Raw genomic sequence first — 16,029 nt, forward strand, 5'->3', positions numbered from 1 at the left:
GATGTGATTCCGATCATGAGAGACGGTAGCGCTGAGGTGCGCCACAAACTTGGCTGCCAAGAAATGTAGAACTCCCACAAGCATCCCGATACTCGAGAGCCCCCTCAGAGAACAACAATCGCGCATCTTTGCGCGACACAACCACTTTCCCCAGAGATACCGCAGATCGCCCTACGTCACAGTTGTGCATCGTTCATGGTGGGGAGGTCACGATAATTAAGGGCAGGCGGCGAACATAAATCGCCAGTCTCAAAAAAGAGAGATTACCTACCGCATGCTCACTGAAAGCAGGAGCCTTTTTGAACTTTTTTCGGCGCGTAATTCTCAGTCGACAGTGAGGAAACCCATGGTCACAAGGCGCCGGGTCGCCTCGACCATCTCCGCGCGCAGCGCGGCCGCATCCGCACGATTCAGCTCACTGAGCGCGGCGACCGCGGAGGCGACCTGCCCGACGCTCAGCTCGCCGTCGGCCACCCCGGCCAGGGCGGCCACCGCCGTCGAGGCCTGCAGGGTCCGTCCCAGCCCTGCGCCCTGACGCAGCAGGATGACCGTGGGTTCGGCGGCCCCCGGGATGAGGTGACGCTCCTCGGTGACGTCGGGGGCCAGTACCGGGCGCAGGTCGGCGACGGCCTCGTCATCGAGACCGGCGAGCAGCTCGCGCACCTCCAGCACCTGGGCGACATGAGGGCCCAGGACCCCCTGGCCGGAGGTGGTCGCCTCCTCCAGGAGGCGCCAGGGCTCGCGGGGGCGCCGGGGACGGTGGACGATGAGGTAGCCGAAGCCGATGCCCCGGACTCCGCGGTCCTCGAAGTCGTCGATCCATGCCTCCAGGGCGGTCTCGAAGCCCCCGGCATCACGCTCGAGGGTCAGGCCGCCGTCGCGCAGCCACATGGTGGCGTACTCCACCGGGTCCTGGACCTCGCGCTCAATGACCCAGGCGTCGAGCTCCTCGGGGATCCAGGCGGCCACGGCGTCACTCCACGCGCCGACGCCACGGTGCTCCCAGTTGCCCAGCATGACGGCGACCGCGCCGGGTTCGAGGTGTTCGCCGAGCCCGGCGACGAGCGCCGGCAGGACGGGGCCGCCGGCGTCGCGGTACTCCATGAGGGGCAGACCGGCCTCGCGCACCGCAGGCGGGGTGAGGACGAAGGGAGGGTTGGAGACGATGAGGTCGAAGCGACGGCCGGTCACCGGCTCCAGGAGGGAGCCGCGCAGGAGCTCCAGGCGGCCGGCACCGGAGTCGGAGCCGGCCTCAAAACCGGAGCCGGTGTCGGCGTTGGGGGCACCGATGACGCTCACGCCGGCCAGGACCGCGTTGAAGGCGGTGAAGGCCAGGGCGCGAGCGGAGATGTCGGTGGCGACGACGCGCTCGGCGTGACGCAGCAGGTAGAGGGTCTGGATGCCGCAGCCGCAGCCCAGGTCCAAGGCGGTGCGCACGGGGGTGCGCGGGGTCAGGCCCGCCAGGGTGAGGCCGGCGCCACCGACACCCAGGACGTGGTCGGGGGCCAGGACCCGGCCGGTGACGAGCTCACCCAGATCGGAGGCCACCCACCAGCGGACCTCGCCGGCGTCGTCGACGGCCTCATGGGGGCGCAGGTCGAGGCGGGCACGGACGCATCCGGTCTCATCGGGCTCGCCGACCAGGCCGATGGCGGCCGCGCCCGCCGCTGCAGTGCGGGGCAGGGCGGCGTCGAGAGCGGTGGCGGGGACCGGCTCGCCGAGCATGAACAGGGCGGTCAGGATGGCCACGGGCGAGGGGGCCGGCCCGGCGGCCAGGGCGGTGCGCACGGCTTGCAGAGCGGGCAGACGAATCTCCCGGCGCAGGGCGGCGTTGGCGACCTCGCCCAGGAGCGCGGCCACCGCCTCCACTCCCCAGCCGGACTCGGCCAGGTCCACCCGCAGGCTCACCGCCTGCTCGGGCGTGAGCGTCGGAGGCGGGAAGGACGACGACGGTTCGGACGCGGACCGGGCGCTCGCAGGGTTCATGAAACCGACCGTAACGCGGGGCGCCGCTCGCATCGGGCGCCCCGCCGCAGGGGCACCCTCCGGCTCACAGGTGTGTTGGCTCCTGGCCTCGACGAGGATCGAATGCCCTGATGTCGGGGCTGGTTCGGCTGCTCACACTCGTTCGGGTGGTGCGGGGCGTGTACTGCACGAGGGTGGGGTGCTACTGGAGGAGGGTCGGGTGCACTTCGGGTAGGCAGGGCCTTCGTGCAGTACGCACAACCCTTGACCAGTAGATCCCAACCCGCGTGCAGTAGACCAGCCCGAGGTGAGACTCAGGGTGGAACCGACGTCGAGTCACGGCCTCCGGGCCTTCGCACGGGAGCCAGAAGGGGTCAGACAGAGGGGTCGGGCGGGGGCAGGACCTGTACGAAGGCACCGGGCTCTGCCACACACTCACTCCCGCTCGGCCCAGTGTCCACAGCGCTGACATCAACGGGCCCACCGTCGAAACGGCCACAGAGGATCCCTGGAATGCTGCGGTTCATCTTCGGCGTGCGGCGTCGGTGCGGGGGGTGATGTCAGCACCATGGACACCAGTGACCCAGCAGCCCTCTCCCCTCGGCCCGCCGTCGGCTCCAGGGCGACCATCCTGCCCGGGATCCCTACCGAGCACGCCTCAGACGTGCGGAGGCAAAAGACCGCCGGCTCACAGGAGCCGGGAGGCGAGCTCGGCGTACTGGCGGGTCTTGACCTCGACGTCATCGATGTAGCTGATGAGCATGACCTCCTCGGTGCCGTGATTCTCGGCGAAGGAGGACAGGGCCCGGGCGACCTCGTCATAGGTACCCACGATGATGGCGGTGTCGCGCTCGAGGTAGCGCTCGACCTCGGCGCGGTAGGCGGCGTCGAGGGTGGCCGGGTCGCGGAAGCGCATGGGGCGGCCGGTGCGCAGGCTGAAGCGGGCGTCGGCGGCCACGAGTGCCTGCTCACGGGCCTCCTCGCGGGTGGCGGCGGCGCTGACGCACAGGGCGGAGAGGGTCTGGCCCCCGTGGATGGAGCCGTGGCCGCCGCCGCGGTGGGGTGCGCCGTCGGCCCGGGTCCCCCGGCTCTCGGGGAGGTGGGCGCGGTAGTGGTTCATGATCTCGACCTGTTGGCGGCCGGTGAAGAACTGGGCGTAGGCGTAGTTGAGGTCGCGGACTCCGGCCCAGGCGGCCGACTGCCCTGAGGAGCCCAGGAGCCAGACCTCCGGCAGCTGGGTCGGGCGGGGCTGGACCTCGACGGAGGCGTAGGGATGCGTGGCCGGCAGGTCGTCGCGCAGGAGGGCGACCGTCTCCTCAATGAGGGTGTTGATGGCGTCGGGATCGATGACGCGGCCCTGGTTGAGGGCTCCGGCCGCGCGCATGTCCCCGCCGGGGGCGCGGCCCAGGCCCATATCGACGCGGCCGGGGTGGAGGGCGGCCAGGGTGGCGAAGCGCTCGGCCATCTGGAGCGAGCCGTAGTGCATGGCCATGACGCCGCCCGAGCCCACATGGATGCTGTTCGTGGCGTCCAGGATGTGCATCATGAGCAGGTCGGGCGCCGACGACAGGAAGGCTCCGGTGCTGTGGTGCTCAGCCAGCCAGAAGCGGTGGTAGCCGGACTCCTCCAGGCCGCGCCCCAGGCGGACGAGGTCCTCCAGAGTCCGGCGAACCTCTCCCCCTTCAAAGAGTGGGACCTGCTCGAGGACGCTGATCCGGCTGAGACGAGGACTCATGGCTTCTCCTGACCTGGTGTGCGACGGTAGTGGGGCAACACCGCGGGACGGCGGCTCATTCCGACTGAGCGGACCGGCGGGTGGAAGCCCCGCGCAGCGGACGCGAATGTTCCCCTGGGTCGTGTCACCGCAGCGTCACCAGATAAGGTATACCTTCTTAAAGATAGGACAACTTTTAGTTGCACCTATGGCGTTGGCGCCTTACGGTTGGACCGACGGAGCCGCCCCGCACCGGCCCCACCTGGGCCGGCACAGGCCGGCGCAGGCCCGCACCAACTCGCACCGCGATTCGCATCATTCAGGAGGCACCCATGGCCGTTCTCACCATCGGAGACCAGTTCCCCGCCTACGAGCTCACCGCCGTCGTTCCCGGCAACCTCAAGGAGGTTGAGGCCAGCAAGCCCGAGGACTACTTCACCACCGTCTCCTCGCAGGTTCCCGCCGGCACCTGGCGCGTCGTCTTCTTCTGGCCCAAGGACTTCACCTTCGTGTGCCCCACCGAGATCGCCGCCTTCGGCGACCTCTACCAGGACTTCAAGGACCGCGACTGCGAGGTCGTGGGCGTCTCGGTGGACAACGAGTACACCCACTACGCCTGGCGCCGCAGCCACGACAAGCTCCAGGACCTGCCCTTCCCCATGGCCAGCGACCTGAACCGCGAGCTCACCGATGCCCTGGGCATCAAGCGCGCCACCGGTGAGGCCGACCGCGCCACCTTCATCATCGACCCCCACAACGTCATCCAGTCGGTCTCCGTGACCGCCGACTCCGTGGGCCGCAACACCGAGGAGGTCCTGCGCCAGCTCGACGCCCTCCAGTCCGACGAGCTGTGCGCCTGCAACTGGCAGGCCGGCGCCGCCACCATCGACGCCCTGGGCGAGATGAGCTGACGGGCCCCGCCCCAGTCCCCTGACCTCCACCACCTGAACGACGAAACGAGAACACATGAGCATCGACAACCTGCGCTCCGCCTTGCCCGAGTGGGCCAAGGACCTCTCCCTGAACCTGTCCACCCTGTCCCGCTCCTCCTCACTGACCGAGCAGCAGCAGTGGGGCACCTTCGTGGCCGCGGCCGCCGCGACCCGCAACGAGTCCGTCCTGGTCCAGGTCATGGAGGACGCCCGCACCCACCTGTCCGAGGAGGCCATCAGCGCCGCCCTGGGCGCGGCCTCCATCATGGCGATGAACAACGTCGCCTACCGCACGCGCCACTTCCTGGGCTCGGCCTACGAGAACGAGCGCATGGGCCTGCGCATGAACATCATCGGCACCTCCGGCGGTGTGGAGAAGGTCGACTTCGAGCTGTGGAGCCTGGCCGTGTCCACCATCAACGGCTGCGAGAAGTGCGTGACCGCCCACGAGGCCACCGTGCGTGGCGAGGGCCTGAGCACCGAGCAAGTCTGGGAGGCCGCGCGCATCGCCGCCACCCTGACCGGTGTGGCCCAGGCGGTCGGCGTCGTCGAGACCCTCGACTGACCCGGCCCCGACACGATCACCACAATAACGACGGCGGCCGCCGGTTCCCCAGGAAGAGCCGGCGGCCGCCGTCTGTCTAGGTGTCTACGGGCCAGTACCGCTCAGCTGCGGGGATCGGCGTCGATGGCGCCCTGGGTGTCGTCGAAGATCAGGTTGGAGATCTCGACCTGGACCATCTCCACCTGGGGGACGTCGTGCAGGAGGAGCGGGTCATCGGCGGAGGTCTGCAGGGCCAGCGTGCCGCAGCCGAAGAAGCGGTCGCTGACATCCTTGTCCAGCTGGATGTCGGAGATCCGGGTCAGGGGCAGGTCGTGGCCGACACGGCTGATGATGCCGGAGCGGGTGATGATGCGCTTGGTGGTGACCGTGTACGTGCGCATGTACCACTGCAGCCACGGCAGAATCAGCAGGGGGACGCTTACGACGAGGATCACCACCCAGATCGCCAGGACGCCCCAGGGCTGCCAGGTGGCGGGGGCCATGACCGAGGCGACGACGCCGACCACGAGCAGGAGGATCTCGACGACGAACCGCCACAGGAGGACCTTGATGTGGGTGTGCATGTGCCGCACCACGACCTCGTCGCGGCTCAGGAGCTTCTTCGACAGTGCCATGCCTCCATCGTGCCAGGCCGCCGGGGGTTCGCGCACCCGAAGGGTCAGGAGTCCCCGGTTCTCCGCCATCAGCCGGGAGTGTTCGGGCCGCTGGGCGGGCGGGAGCGCCTCCGGGGGCAGGGCACTGGCAGAGCGGGGTGCGTTCACCCGGTGAGCATGCTCATGCCGACTGAGGCGACGACCGGAGCGATCCCCAGGATGACGAAGGCCGGCAGGTGGCAGGCGCCCAGCGGCAGGACGAGGCGCACCGCCAGGCGCTCGGCGGCCTCCTCATCGCGAGCGTGCCGCCCCGCGCGCAGGCTCGCCGCCGTCGCCGCCAGGAGGGCCGCCGGCGAGGCCCCGTCCTCCCAGCCCGGGCGCAGGCAGGACTCCAGGCGGGAGCGCCGCGCCCGCCACTGATCGTCGTCGGGCGCCTGCCAGGCCTCCTCCCACGGGGCGCCCAGCAGCAGGGCCCGCCCCACGACGCCGGCCCCCTCCTCCTCCAGGGCCTCGCCCAAGGCGGTCAGCACCCCGGGCACCGAGGCCCCGGCACTCAGTGCGGCGGCAGCCAGATCCAGGACCAGGGCCTCATCGACGACGTCGCCGTCAGCCGTCGCCGCGCGTACCAGGCGCCTGGTCACCAGGTGCCCCACCACCATGAGCACGATGCCGAGCGCCCCCACGGCGCTACCGACGCCGCCGTCGAGCAGGAGGGCGGCGGGGTCGGCACCCACGAGCATTCCCAGTCCCAGGCCGACCACGGGCAGGCAGGCCAGGAGCCGCGCGGTGGTACGGGGGCCGGCCAGGGCGGCCCGACGGGAGGCCTCGGCGTGACCGGACTCGGCGACCCCGCCCGCCACGGTCTGGAGGATGTCAGCCAGGGGTGCCCCCAGGGCGGTCGACAGGCGGCAGGAGGCGATGGCGCCCGGCACCCCGGCGGCGGTGGCCCGCCGCTGCCGGGTCCGCCGTCCCCTCGGGGGCGGGCGCCAGTACAGGCGCCCGTCGCTCCATCGGGGCAGCCACGAGTCGTGCTGGAGGTCCGCGAGCGCGCGCAGCACGGGTGGGACGCCGTCCTCATCGGGCTCGGCGCCCTCGGTCAGGCCGGCGCGTTGGCAGGCGCGCACCCAGGCCCGTTGCGGGGTCGCACCGGCGCGCAGGAGGCTGGCGACCTCGGTGAGCAGCAGACCGAGGTCCGGTTCGGGCGCCCCGGAGCGTCGGGAGCGCAGTGCGGAGAGAACCGCCTGCGGGGTCGATGCTCGCTCCTCGACCGCGGGGGCGCCCGTGGTCCAGCTGCGGGGCAGGCCGCGGCGGGCCGGCAGCAGGAGCACGGCGGCGGCCAGGGCGACCAGGACCGCCGCGATCCAGGCGCCCGGCACCGGTCCGCTCGCGGAGCCGGCCAGGTGCCCGGCCGGGGGCAGGAGGGAGACGGGCCCCCTCAGGCAGGTCATGCCGGTCATGCTGGCCATACCGGTCATGTGGGTCTCCTCTCCCCCGGCCCGGGCAGTCCGTCGAGGCCGGTGTGGGCAAAGACCTGCGGGCCGATCCGCTCTCGCAGCGCCTCCGCGGCCGGGCCGGGGCTGAGGCGGCCGTCGTCGGCCACGCGGAGGGCCTCCTCGCAGACAAGGACCGCTCCGGCCGGGGTCGTCTCGCGCCGCAGCACGCCGACGGAGGCCACGAAGCGACGCGCCCCGGCGGTGCCGGACTGTCGGCGCAGGTGGACGACGGCGTCGAGCGCGCTGGCCGCCTGGGCGGCGACGGCCGCCTCATCGAGTCCCGCGAGCGCCCCCAGGGCGGTCAGGCGGGCGGGGACGTCGGCGGGAGAGTTGGCGTGGAGGGTGGCCCAGCCGCCCTCGTGCCCGGTGTTGAGGGCGGTGAGGACGTCGCGCACCTCGGGGCCGCGGCACTCGCCCAGGACGATCCGGTCGGGCCGCATGCGCAGGGCGGTACGCACCAGGGAGGTCATGGAGACCGCCCCGACGCCCTGGACGTTGGCGCCGCGCTCCTGGAGGTGGACGACATGGGGGTGGTGGGGGCGCAGCTCGCTGGCCTCCTCGATGCACACGATGCGTTCGGTGACCGGGACGAGTCCGAGCAGGGCGGCCAGGAGGGTGGTCTTGCCGGTGCCGGTGGCGCCGGTGACCAGGCAGCTGGCGCGGCCGGTCACGAGGGCGGCCAGGACCTCGTCGAGGCCGGGGGCGACGGTGCCGGCGGCGGTGAGCTCGTCCAGGGTGAAGCCACGGCGGCGCTTGGTGCGCAGGCTGATGAGGGTGCCGTCGGCGCTCAGGGGCGGCAGGACCGCGTTGAGGCGGGTGCCGTCGGGCAGGGTGGCGTCGACGACGGGGCAGGCGTCGTCGAGGCGCTTGTGGGCGGAGGCGGCCATGCGCACGGCCAGGGCCCGCACCTCGGGCTCGTCCATGGCGGCTGCGGGGACGGGTTCGAGGCCGTGTCCCCGGTCGATCCAGGTGCGCCCGCCGCTGACGAGGACGTCGGTGACGCCGTCGGTCTCGATGAGGGGCTGGAGGAGTGGCCCGGCGCCGTCGACGTCGGCGCGCACCCGCTGCCCGAGACGCGCCATCCCCACCTGTCCGGTGGCGGGGGCGGCGGCGTCGTTGAGGGCCTCATCCAGGCCCACGCCGCGTGCGAGGGCGCTGCGGACGCGGGCGAGCTCGGGGCCGTCGCCTCCCGCGACCCCACCGGGAACGCCGGGCTGATCGGGACTCACCGGGACCATGGCTGCCTCCTGGACTGATTCGTTAACTGATTCGTTGACGGATTCGGTGGCCGGCTCGTTGACTGGTTCCCCGTCTCCCTGGGTCCTCGGACGGCTACCGCATCAGCCGGCTCGGGGGTGGGTCCGGCGGCGCTCCTCGCCCGGTTCGGTGCCGCAGCGCCAGGGAGCCGGGGCAGCAGCTCCCGGGCCAGGGCGCTCGCGGCGCGCCGGATGGCCGAGCGGGCCCGAACCGGGTCCTCCCCGAGGGCCAGCCGCTTGGCCAGGACCCGGTCGGTGGGAACCTGCCCCAGGACCGGGCAGCCGGTGATGAGCTCGAGGTCCTCGGCGAGGACGTCCTCGCCCACCTGGCGCACCACGAGCCAGACCGGCACCCCCGCAGCGGTGTCGGCGGCTTCGGTACCGCCGGGCACCGCACCCCGCAGTCGTGAGACGATGCTCTCGGCGGCGATCGCCGAGCGCAGGTCGAGTCCGGTGACGATCAGGACCCGGGCTCCCGGGGGCGGGAGCGCCCCTCGGGGCAGGTCCACCAGGACGACGTCGTGCTCGGCCCGCATCGCCTCCAGGACCGCCTCCACGCAGGGCCGGGGCCCTCCGCGCACGTCCCCGGTGAGGACCGGCATGGCGTGCCACACGGGCAGGGCCCCGACGAGGTGGCCGGGCCGGAAGGCCGACTCATCGGCCGGCAGGTCCGCCCAGCGCAGCCCGGTCAGGACGCTCTCCCCGCACAGGAGGTCCAGGCCGCCGGTGGGGTCGAGGTCCATCATCGCCACCCGCCTGCCCGCTCGGCCCAGCGCCCACGCCAGGTGCAGCAGCAGGACGCTGGCCCCCAGGCCCCCGCGGGCACCGGTGACGGCCAGGACCTGGGCGACGTGGCCCGAGCGCTCTGTCCCCTCACACGCCCTGTCCTCCGTCGCCCGCGCATCTCCACCGGACTGCACAGGCCGGCCGGCGGAGGGCCTCAGGGGAGGGAAGGAGACATCCCGACCGTCCCACACCTGCGTGCGCCCCGGCGCCGCCTCGTCCCCGGGCTCCGCCACTGCCGGAATGGTCAGTGTCTCCATCTCCTCCGTCTGCTCCGCCTGCTCCACCTGCCATGTGCCGTCCCCCGCGGGCACGCGCACCTCCCTCACAGGCATCCTCACCGACATCGTCTCCCTCTCCCACATGTCTCCACCGTCCTGCCGTGTCTTCCCCGCGGCCTGCCGGCCGTCTCCACGGCTCCCCGACCGGCGCCCCGCACGGCGGTACCGCGGGGACCGCAGCACCGCGGGCGGCTCCCCACCAGGGTGCGGGCCCGCCCGCGGCTGCGCCCATCGACGTCGTCGGGCCTGTGGAGACGGGTTGCAGAAACGGGCCTGTGGCCCCGCGCCCGCTGCAGCCGGTCACAGCCGGCCACGGAACCGCCGGCGATGACGGAGGCCACTGCGGGGCTGACACGCCTGACACCGGGGTCCGGCTCGTGATGTGATGGGGGGCATGAGCGCGCAGGACCGCGCAAGCGACCCCTCCCGACTGACAGCGACCTCACCGGTGACGGCACCGACCGTCCCACCGGTGGCGCCGGAGCGCTCCGCCGCCGCCCCCTCACCCACCGGGCACCGCGCGGCGGCCTACTTCGACCTGGACAAGACGATCCTGGCGACGTCGTCGACCTGGGCACTGGGCACCCCGATGCGGCGCAGCGGCCTCATCTCCTCACGGGCCCTGGCCCACGGGCTCATCGCCCAGCTCCCCTATCTCCTGGTGGGTGCCGGCGTCCGGCGGTCCAGCAGCCTCATGGAGCACCTGGCCCTCATGTCCGCCGGCATCAGCCGCCGCGACCTGGTGGAGGTCGTGGAGGGAGCCCTGACCACGGCGATCGAGCCGGCCGTCTACGCCGAGGCCCTCGACCTCATTGAGGGTCACCGCCGGGCCGGGCACGACGTCGTGGTGGTCTCGGCCTCCATCACCGAGATGGTCTCCCCCATCGCCCGCCTCGTCGGGGCCGACCGGGCCGTGGCCACCCACATGGAGGTCGGCGAGGACGGCCTGTTCACCGGGCGCATCTCCCGCTCCATGCTGCACGCGGAGAAGGTGGTGGCGCTGCGCGAGGACGCCGCCGCCCACGGCATCGACCTGTCCCGGTGCTGGGCCTACTCCGACTCCATCTCCGATGAGCCGATGCTCAGCGCCGTCGGCCATCCCGTCGCGGTCAACCCCGACCGGGACCTGCGGCGCCTGGCACAGGAGCATGACTGGCCGGTGCGCGACTTCGCCCGCCCGGTGCGGCTGCGGCCGCGCTGGGAGCCCCCGAGCCTGTCGACCCGGGCCTCGGTGATCGCTCACGTGGCCGGTGTGCTGGCCGTCGGGGGCACCGCCGCCTGGCTCGTCGCCCGACGCGGCCCGCGCGGCGCCCGCGGCATCTGAATCGCTCGGCCGGGCCCACGCAGGGGCCCACCCGGCCCGCTCACCCGGCCCGCCAGGTGCCGGCCTGCACCGCCCGGCACAGGCGCTGGGCCTCCTGAACCCCAGCGAGCACCGCCTCGGCCTGCCACACCACCCAGGCCACGACCCCGTCCATAGTGCCCGAGGCGTAGGCACCGGCGGCCTCGGCGTAGGCCGCCGGCACCCGCCCGGGATAGAGATCGGTGACCGCCGTCCCCGTCGGCTCGAGCCCGTCACGCACCAGGAGGTGACGCACGAGCAGCCGCCCCACTGCCGCGTTCCCGGCGGTGAAGGGCCGTGCCGCCAGCATCTCGGCATGCACGACGGCCGCCCGCACCAGCACCGGTGCCCGCTGCGCCTCAATGAGCTCAACCAGTCCCGCCAGCCTCACCGCCAGCTCCTCGCCCTGCGGCGCATCCCCCGGACCGCCCTCCCGGGCACGCACCTGCCCGGTGCGCGGCGCGCCGACCTCCTCCAGCCCCACCCGGCCGCCAGCCGCCAGGGGGCCGACGACGTCGCGGTGCACCGCGGCCAGCAGCGAGCGCGCCGGGGGCACCACCGGCCTGCCCCGGCCCACCAGGTCCGGCATCCAGCCGACCAGGCGAGCACCGGCGCGCCACAGCCCGGCCACGGCGTCCAGGCCCGGGTCACCGGTGGCGGCCTCAGTGAGTGAGCCGGCGGCCACCTGCTCACGCAGCACGTCGGCGGAAACTACCGCCCCCTCGACGCCACCCGAGGCGATGGCGCCCCGGATCGCGGCCTCGGCGCGGGCCTCACGCCACCGGCGCCGCAGGGCCTCGTTCCAGCGCAGCTCGGAGCAGGCCTCACGCACCGCCGCCTCGGCGGCGCGCACCCGCTCATCGGCGGCCACGGCTCTGAGCGCCTCCAACGCAGGATCCTCGGACGGAGGCGCTCCACCGGGAGACGCCCCGGCTGACGCACACCCGTCGGTCCCACCAGTATTCGACCTTTCGGTCGACACGCCGGGCCGGCTCACCGCACCCTGCGCCGTGGGCCTCCTCGGTCCCCCTGCCGCCGACGGCCCGATCCCCACAGACATTCGCACCACGCCCCCACTGTGGCACACCGGGGACACCGGCAGCCACAGACACCGTCAGGAGCCCTACGGCCCCTCTCCTCAACGAAGTCCGCACGAGGCGGGTGCACCCCCTAGACTCGATCAAGTGAGTGACTCCCCCTCCCATCACGCCCCGGGCTCCGGCCCGCCGCCCGCGACCCCTGGCGCATCGGGCCGGCCACCGCGCAGTCGCCGACCCGACTACGTGCTCACCGCCGTCGTCGGAGTCATCTTCGCCCTGGGCGCCTCCACCCTTCTGGGCCTGGCCACCGACCCGGCCTCGACGCTGCGCACCGGCCTGCTGCTCGGCGCGCTCCTGCTGTTCTCCTCGGCCGCCGCCGTCCTGTTCGCCAGCCGCTCCTCGCTGGGCGCGCTCGCCACCGGGCTGACCGCGCTGACCGCCCAGTCGATGGTCTTCCTGGCCCCCATTCACGCGGCCTCCTTGACCGAGCCCTGGCTACAGCGGCTCGTCAGCACCGGTTTCATGCTCGTCCTGGCGGGCCTGTGGCTGGGCGGCTCCTGGGGGATGCGCCTGGCCCGCCGTGCCGGCCACGCCCAGGGGCACGCCGCCTTCCGTCTGACCCAGGCCGACCGGACCGTGGGCTCCACCCCGACGCCACCGCCCTCACGCCGGCGCGCTCATCTCCTGTCCCTGCCCTGGGTCATCGCCGGGCTGGCGCTCGCGGCCCTTCTGCTGCCCCGCGCCTACCTGCGAGCAGTCGCCCCCGGTGTCCAGACCGGTCCGCTGCTGCTCGCAGCCGTGCTCATCTCCCTCCTGGCCCTGGCCGCGGCCGGCGCCTCGACGGCCCGCTCCACCCTCGGTGCGCGCGTCACCGGCCCGGTTCTCATTCTTGCGGCGGTGCCCGCGCTCAGTAACGGTATGATCCCTGGCGGCCATCTGGTCTCCAGGGTCCTGCCGTACGGCCCGGACGCCATCGTGCTCGCCGCCATCGGCATCGAGCTCATGGCGATCGGCTGGGGAGCACATGTGGCTCGCCGTCAGGGTCGTGCGAACGCGCTGGCCAGGCTGCGCTCCGGCGTCTGAGGGTCCCATACCCGACTCCATGTCCTGGGGACGACCGGCCCCTTCCGGCATCCCCATCCCTACTACTACCGTGTGCATGCGTAAGGAGACCTCGTGAGCACCGACAACACAGATCGCACCGCACCGCAGGCACCCGTCCCCTCCGAGGACGTCGCCCCATCCTCCCCGACGGCGTCGACACCCACCGCACGGGCAATGGCCACGGACCCCCGCCCGGGAGAGGCGACGGTCACCAAGGCTGATGAGGCCCTCGTCCCGGCCTCCCTCAAGGACCTCGCCGGCAAGGCCACCCAGGTCTCCCCGGCCGCCTCCAGCGAGTCTCAGGCAACGGTGGCTGCGGAGGGTGAGGTGGTTCCGGTCAGCACCTCCATCGACGCCGATGACACCGATACGGCCGATGATGCGGCCATGGACAAGACTGAGGAGGAGGAGACTGCGGCCGCGGACGACAAGGACGACACCCTGAACCTCCGCGAGCAGGCGTCCTTCCCCGGTGCTGCCGGGAGCCAGGCCGCCGAGGCCGTCAGGAGCGCTGCCGTGGGCGCCACGAGCGCTGTCACGAGCGCAGCCCGGGTGGTCGCCGACACGGCCACTGACGCATCCGATGACGCAGCCGAGAAGACCGGCGGCGCCCTCCCGGCCGACCGCCCTGCCCAGGCCCCGTTGCGCCCCGCCGCCCCCTCCCCCCACCCGGTGGCGGCTCAGGCGGCGCCAACGCCGTCTGAGTCCTTCACCCCTGACGACGCCGCCGTCGCGGAGACAGTCGTCGGGACCGCTGCGGCCGATGGCATGCCGCCGTCGATTCCTCCGTCCTCGGGGCCCGGTGAGGTGGAGGAGGAGCCGGTGCAGGTCGCCGCGGAGGCCACGACGCCCACGGCTCCCGAGCCCGCCCGGGCCGAGGAGCATCGGACGGCTGCCGTCACGGCCACAACGGCCACCACACCGGCCTCAGCACCCATCAGCTCCGCCGTCTCCGCCCCGCAGGCGCCGTCGCCCGCGCCGGTGGACGACGAGGAGGAGACGCCGGCCGAGACAGTCAGCAGCGAGCCGGTCGTCCGGACGACCGCCGCATCCGCCACGGTGCCGACGGCGGCCGCGGCAGCGGGCGCACAGGGACACGCGCCCGTGGCCGACACCGCCGAGGACTCCGTGGAATCGGAGGATCTGACCGAGGCCGAGGACCTCGACTCCCCCGAGGCGGAGGCCGACCTCACTCCCACGACCCCGGCCATCCCCACCCCCGAGTCCGGCTCCCCTGCCGTGAGGGCGGTGCCCGTCTCCGTGACCACCGGTGCCGCCAGAGTCTCGGACGGGGCCGCGGGCGCCTCCGCCCAGACCCCCTCCGCTGCAACCGACGCAACGGATGCCGCAGTGGGCGAGGACGACACTGACGACACTGACACCAGCATCGACGACATCGATGGCATCGACGACGAGCTCGTCGAGGAAGCCGGTGAGGTTGACGAGGCCGATCAGGAGGCCGAGGACGACTTCGAGGAGACTGCGCAGCCGGCAGCCGTCCCGACGCCGGCCTCCGCAGCCCCCGCCGCGCAGACCTGGACGCCGACTCCGCGGGCCTCCGGCTCTCAGACGCCTGCCGGCGCACCCGACGTCGATGATGTTGATGACGCTGGTGACGGCTTCGCACTGCTCAGCGAGGCCACCACCGCCTCGGCGGCCTTCGCGGCGTCCTCAGCACACTCAGCACCTTCGGCGGGCGCAGCGACACCGGCCACCCCGTCGGCGGGCTCACCGGAGCTCACATCCTCGCCCCGGCCCAAGGCCGAGCCAGCGGCGCCGGCCTCATCGCCGTCAGCGGCCTCGGCGCCATCGGTGACCTCATCGCCGTCACCGACCGAGCCGGAGGCCACGGCGCCGGTGAACGCTGCGACGGACAACCGCCCCTCGGCCCCGTCCTGGCCGGCGACCCCCGCGGCTCAGCTGGCCCGGACGGGCTCTGCCGCAAGCGCCCCCTCAACGCGTTCAACCGAGTCGACGCCCTCCGTCCGCCCCGCCTTCCCCGCCGGAGCCTCGACCTCCGCCCCCACAACGGAGGGGACGGGAGGGGCGGCCCGGGTCGCCTCGTCCCCGTACACCGGGCTCTCCGGCTACCGCCCCGAGGCGCCCGCCAACACGCCGACCCCCGCCCCGGCGGAGACGACGGCGCAGCCCGAGTGGGCGCCGTCGACGCCGTCAACCCAGTCAGCTCCCACCGCCACGAGTGCCAGGGACTACCGCCCGACGCCGGCGGGCTCGCCGTCGGCCCCCTCCCCGCAGCAGACGCCCGCCTGGCCCTCAGCAGCCCCCACCGCCCGGGGACTGTCCGCGAGCGCCGATGCCGGGGAGAGCGACGACCCGGAGGAGCGCGGCCGTTCGCGGGCCCGGCAGGCCGCCCTGGCCATGACCGGCGCCGGCGAGGACGACGACTCCATCCTCCTCAAGGGCGCCAGCGTGCTGAGCGCCCCGAGCTCGCGCGCCGAGACCCACTGGGCCGGGGTGCTCGTCGCCATCGTCCTGTTCCCCCTGGCCTGGTTCCTCGTGCACGACGGCGCCGCCACCCTGACCGGCGGCAACCCCTCGGCCTGGCCGTCGGCCGCCTCCCCGATGGGCGCGCTGGAGATCCTGGGCGGGACCGCGGCCTGCGCCGCCGCCCTGTTCATGATCTCGCGCTCCTCACTGGGGGCCTTCGTCGTCGGCGCCATCAGTGCGGTCATCGGCCTGCCCTTCGTCCTCATGCCGGGGGTCACCAAGTCGATCCTCGGGTCCACGGTCGAACGGCTTCAGGCCCACTCCGACCTGGGGAGGGCCCTGTCCACCTATGTCATGGACGACGGCCTCTCCGGCCGCTTCATCCTCATGGGCGTGCTCACGATCATGGTCGCCGTCGTCGCCCACCTGGCGCGCCGGGCCGGACAACGCAACCGCGACGACGACCGCGGCCTGCGTGACTGAGCCCGACGCCGCCCCGCCGACCGCCGGGAC

General features: G+C 73.1%; 12 protein-coding genes. 5 read left to right on the forward strand and 7 right to left on the reverse strand.

Going from position 1 to position 16,029, the window contains the following annotated elements; genetic code table 11:
- Window positions 1-324: 324 nt before the first annotated feature.
- On the reverse strand, window positions 325-1,986 hold the full coding sequence (locus BKH28_RS04430; protein WP_075417664.1) for a DUF7059 domain-containing protein: 1,662 nt from the start codon (window positions 1,984-1,986) through the stop codon (window positions 325-327).
- Between the two features lie 667 nt (window positions 1,987-2,653).
- A complete protein-coding gene (locus tag BKH28_RS04435; RefSeq protein ID WP_075417665.1) occupies window positions 2,654-3,700 on the reverse strand; it encodes an MsnO8 family LLM class oxidoreductase in 1,047 nt (348 codons plus the stop codon).
- Between the two features lie 311 nt (window positions 3,701-4,011).
- Here BKH28_RS04435 and BKH28_RS04440 point away from each other — a divergent pair, with 311 nt between their 5' ends.
- Together BKH28_RS04440 and BKH28_RS04445 are read left to right on the forward strand one after the other, a co-directional pair.
- Window positions 4,012-4,590, forward strand: a complete 579-nt coding sequence (locus BKH28_RS04440; protein WP_075417666.1) for a peroxiredoxin — start codon at window positions 4,012-4,014, stop codon at window positions 4,588-4,590.
- Between the two features lie 55 nt (window positions 4,591-4,645).
- Window positions 4,646-5,176 (forward strand): carboxymuconolactone decarboxylase family protein, encoded by a 531-nt coding sequence (locus BKH28_RS04445; RefSeq protein ID WP_075417667.1) that lies wholly within the window; start codon window positions 4,646-4,648, stop codon window positions 5,174-5,176.
- 101 nt (window positions 5,177-5,277) lie between these two features.
- On the opposite strand, the gene BKH28_RS04450 is transcribed toward BKH28_RS04445, so the two are convergent.
- The 4 genes from BKH28_RS04450 to BKH28_RS04465 all read right to left on the reverse strand — a co-directional run bounded on the left by BKH28_RS04450 (window position 5,278) and on the right by BKH28_RS04465 (window position 9,615).
- The gene (locus BKH28_RS04450; RefSeq protein ID WP_075417739.1) at window positions 5,278-5,790 is read right to left on the reverse strand and encodes a PH domain-containing protein; all 513 of its coding nucleotides are present in this window, start codon (window positions 5,788-5,790) and stop codon (window positions 5,278-5,280) included.
- A 143-nt stretch (window positions 5,791-5,933) separates the two neighbouring features.
- Window positions 5,934-7,244 (reverse strand): type II secretion system F family protein, encoded by a 1,311-nt coding sequence (locus tag BKH28_RS13750; RefSeq protein ID WP_256695480.1) that lies wholly within the window; start codon window positions 7,242-7,244, stop codon window positions 5,934-5,936.
- Complete coding sequence (locus tag BKH28_RS04460) at window positions 7,241-8,500, reverse strand: TadA family conjugal transfer-associated ATPase (protein ID WP_075417668.1); 1,260 nt, start codon at window positions 8,498-8,500, stop codon at window positions 7,241-7,243. The genes BKH28_RS13750 and BKH28_RS04460 overlap by 4 nt, the downstream gene beginning before the upstream one ends.
- Window positions 8,488-9,615, reverse strand: a complete 1,128-nt coding sequence (locus BKH28_RS04465; RefSeq protein ID WP_256695481.1) for a cellulose synthase operon protein YhjQ/BcsQ — start codon at window positions 9,613-9,615, stop codon at window positions 8,488-8,490. The genes BKH28_RS04460 and BKH28_RS04465 overlap by 13 nt, the downstream gene beginning before the upstream one ends.
- A 361-nt stretch (window positions 9,616-9,976) precedes the next feature.
- On the opposite strand from BKH28_RS04465, the gene BKH28_RS04470 reads away from it, so the two are divergent.
- Window positions 9,977-10,906, forward strand: coding sequence for an HAD family hydrolase (locus tag BKH28_RS04470; protein WP_075417670.1), 930 nt, complete (start codon window positions 9,977-9,979; stop codon window positions 10,904-10,906).
- 40 nt (window positions 10,907-10,946) lie between these two features.
- Here the strand turns inward: BKH28_RS04470 and BKH28_RS04475 are convergent, their stop codons facing one another.
- Window positions 10,947-11,813: a Fic family protein gene (locus tag BKH28_RS04475; RefSeq protein ID WP_075417671.1), complete on the reverse strand. Its 867-nt coding sequence runs from the start codon at window positions 11,811-11,813 to the stop codon at window positions 10,947-10,949.
- Between the two features lie 295 nt (window positions 11,814-12,108).
- Here BKH28_RS04475 and BKH28_RS04480 point away from each other — a divergent pair, with 295 nt between their 5' ends.
- Window positions 12,109-13,047, forward strand: coding sequence for a hypothetical protein (locus BKH28_RS04480; RefSeq protein ID WP_256695482.1), 939 nt, complete (start codon window positions 12,109-12,111; stop codon window positions 13,045-13,047).
- A 93-nt stretch (window positions 13,048-13,140) separates the two neighbouring features.
- Window positions 13,141-15,999 carry a hypothetical protein gene (locus BKH28_RS13755; RefSeq protein ID WP_256695483.1) on the forward strand — a complete coding sequence of 953 codons (2,859 nt, stop codon included), beginning with the start codon at window positions 13,141-13,143 and terminating at the stop codon, window positions 15,997-15,999.
- Window positions 16,000-16,029: the final 30 nt, after the last annotated feature.

Source organism: Actinomyces oris (assembly GCF_001937665.1).
In the GTDB taxonomy this organism is placed as follows: Bacteria; Actinomycetota; Actinomycetes; order Actinomycetales; family Actinomycetaceae; genus Actinomyces; species Actinomyces stomatis.

Excerpts from the sequence above, each read along its gene's own strand:
- BKH28_RS04430 (WP_075417664.1), bottom strand. The coding sequence starts at position 1,986 with ATGAACCCTGCGAGCGCCCGGTCCGCGTCCGAACCGTCGTCGTCCTTC.
- BKH28_RS04435 (WP_075417665.1), bottom strand. The coding sequence starts at position 3,700 with ATGAGTCCTCGTCTCAGCCGGATCAGCGTCCTCGAGCAGGTCCCACTC.
- BKH28_RS04440 (WP_075417666.1), top strand. The coding sequence starts at position 4,012 with ATGGCCGTTCTCACCATCGGAGACCAGTTCCCCGCCTACGAGCTCACC.
- BKH28_RS04445 (WP_075417667.1), top strand. The coding sequence starts at position 4,646 with ATGAGCATCGACAACCTGCGCTCCGCCTTGCCCGAGTGGGCCAAGGAC.
- BKH28_RS04450 (WP_075417739.1), bottom strand. The coding sequence starts at position 5,790 with ATGGCACTGTCGAAGAAGCTCCTGAGCCGCGACGAGGTCGTGGTGCGG.
- BKH28_RS13750 (WP_256695480.1), bottom strand. The coding sequence starts at position 7,244 with ATGACCGGTATGGCCAGCATGACCGGCATGACCTGCCTGAGGGGGCCC.
- BKH28_RS04460 (WP_075417668.1), bottom strand. The coding sequence starts at position 8,500 with ATGGTCCCGGTGAGTCCCGATCAGCCCGGCGTTCCCGGTGGGGTCGCG.
- BKH28_RS04470 (WP_075417670.1), top strand. The coding sequence starts at position 9,977 with ATGAGCGCGCAGGACCGCGCAAGCGACCCCTCCCGACTGACAGCGACC.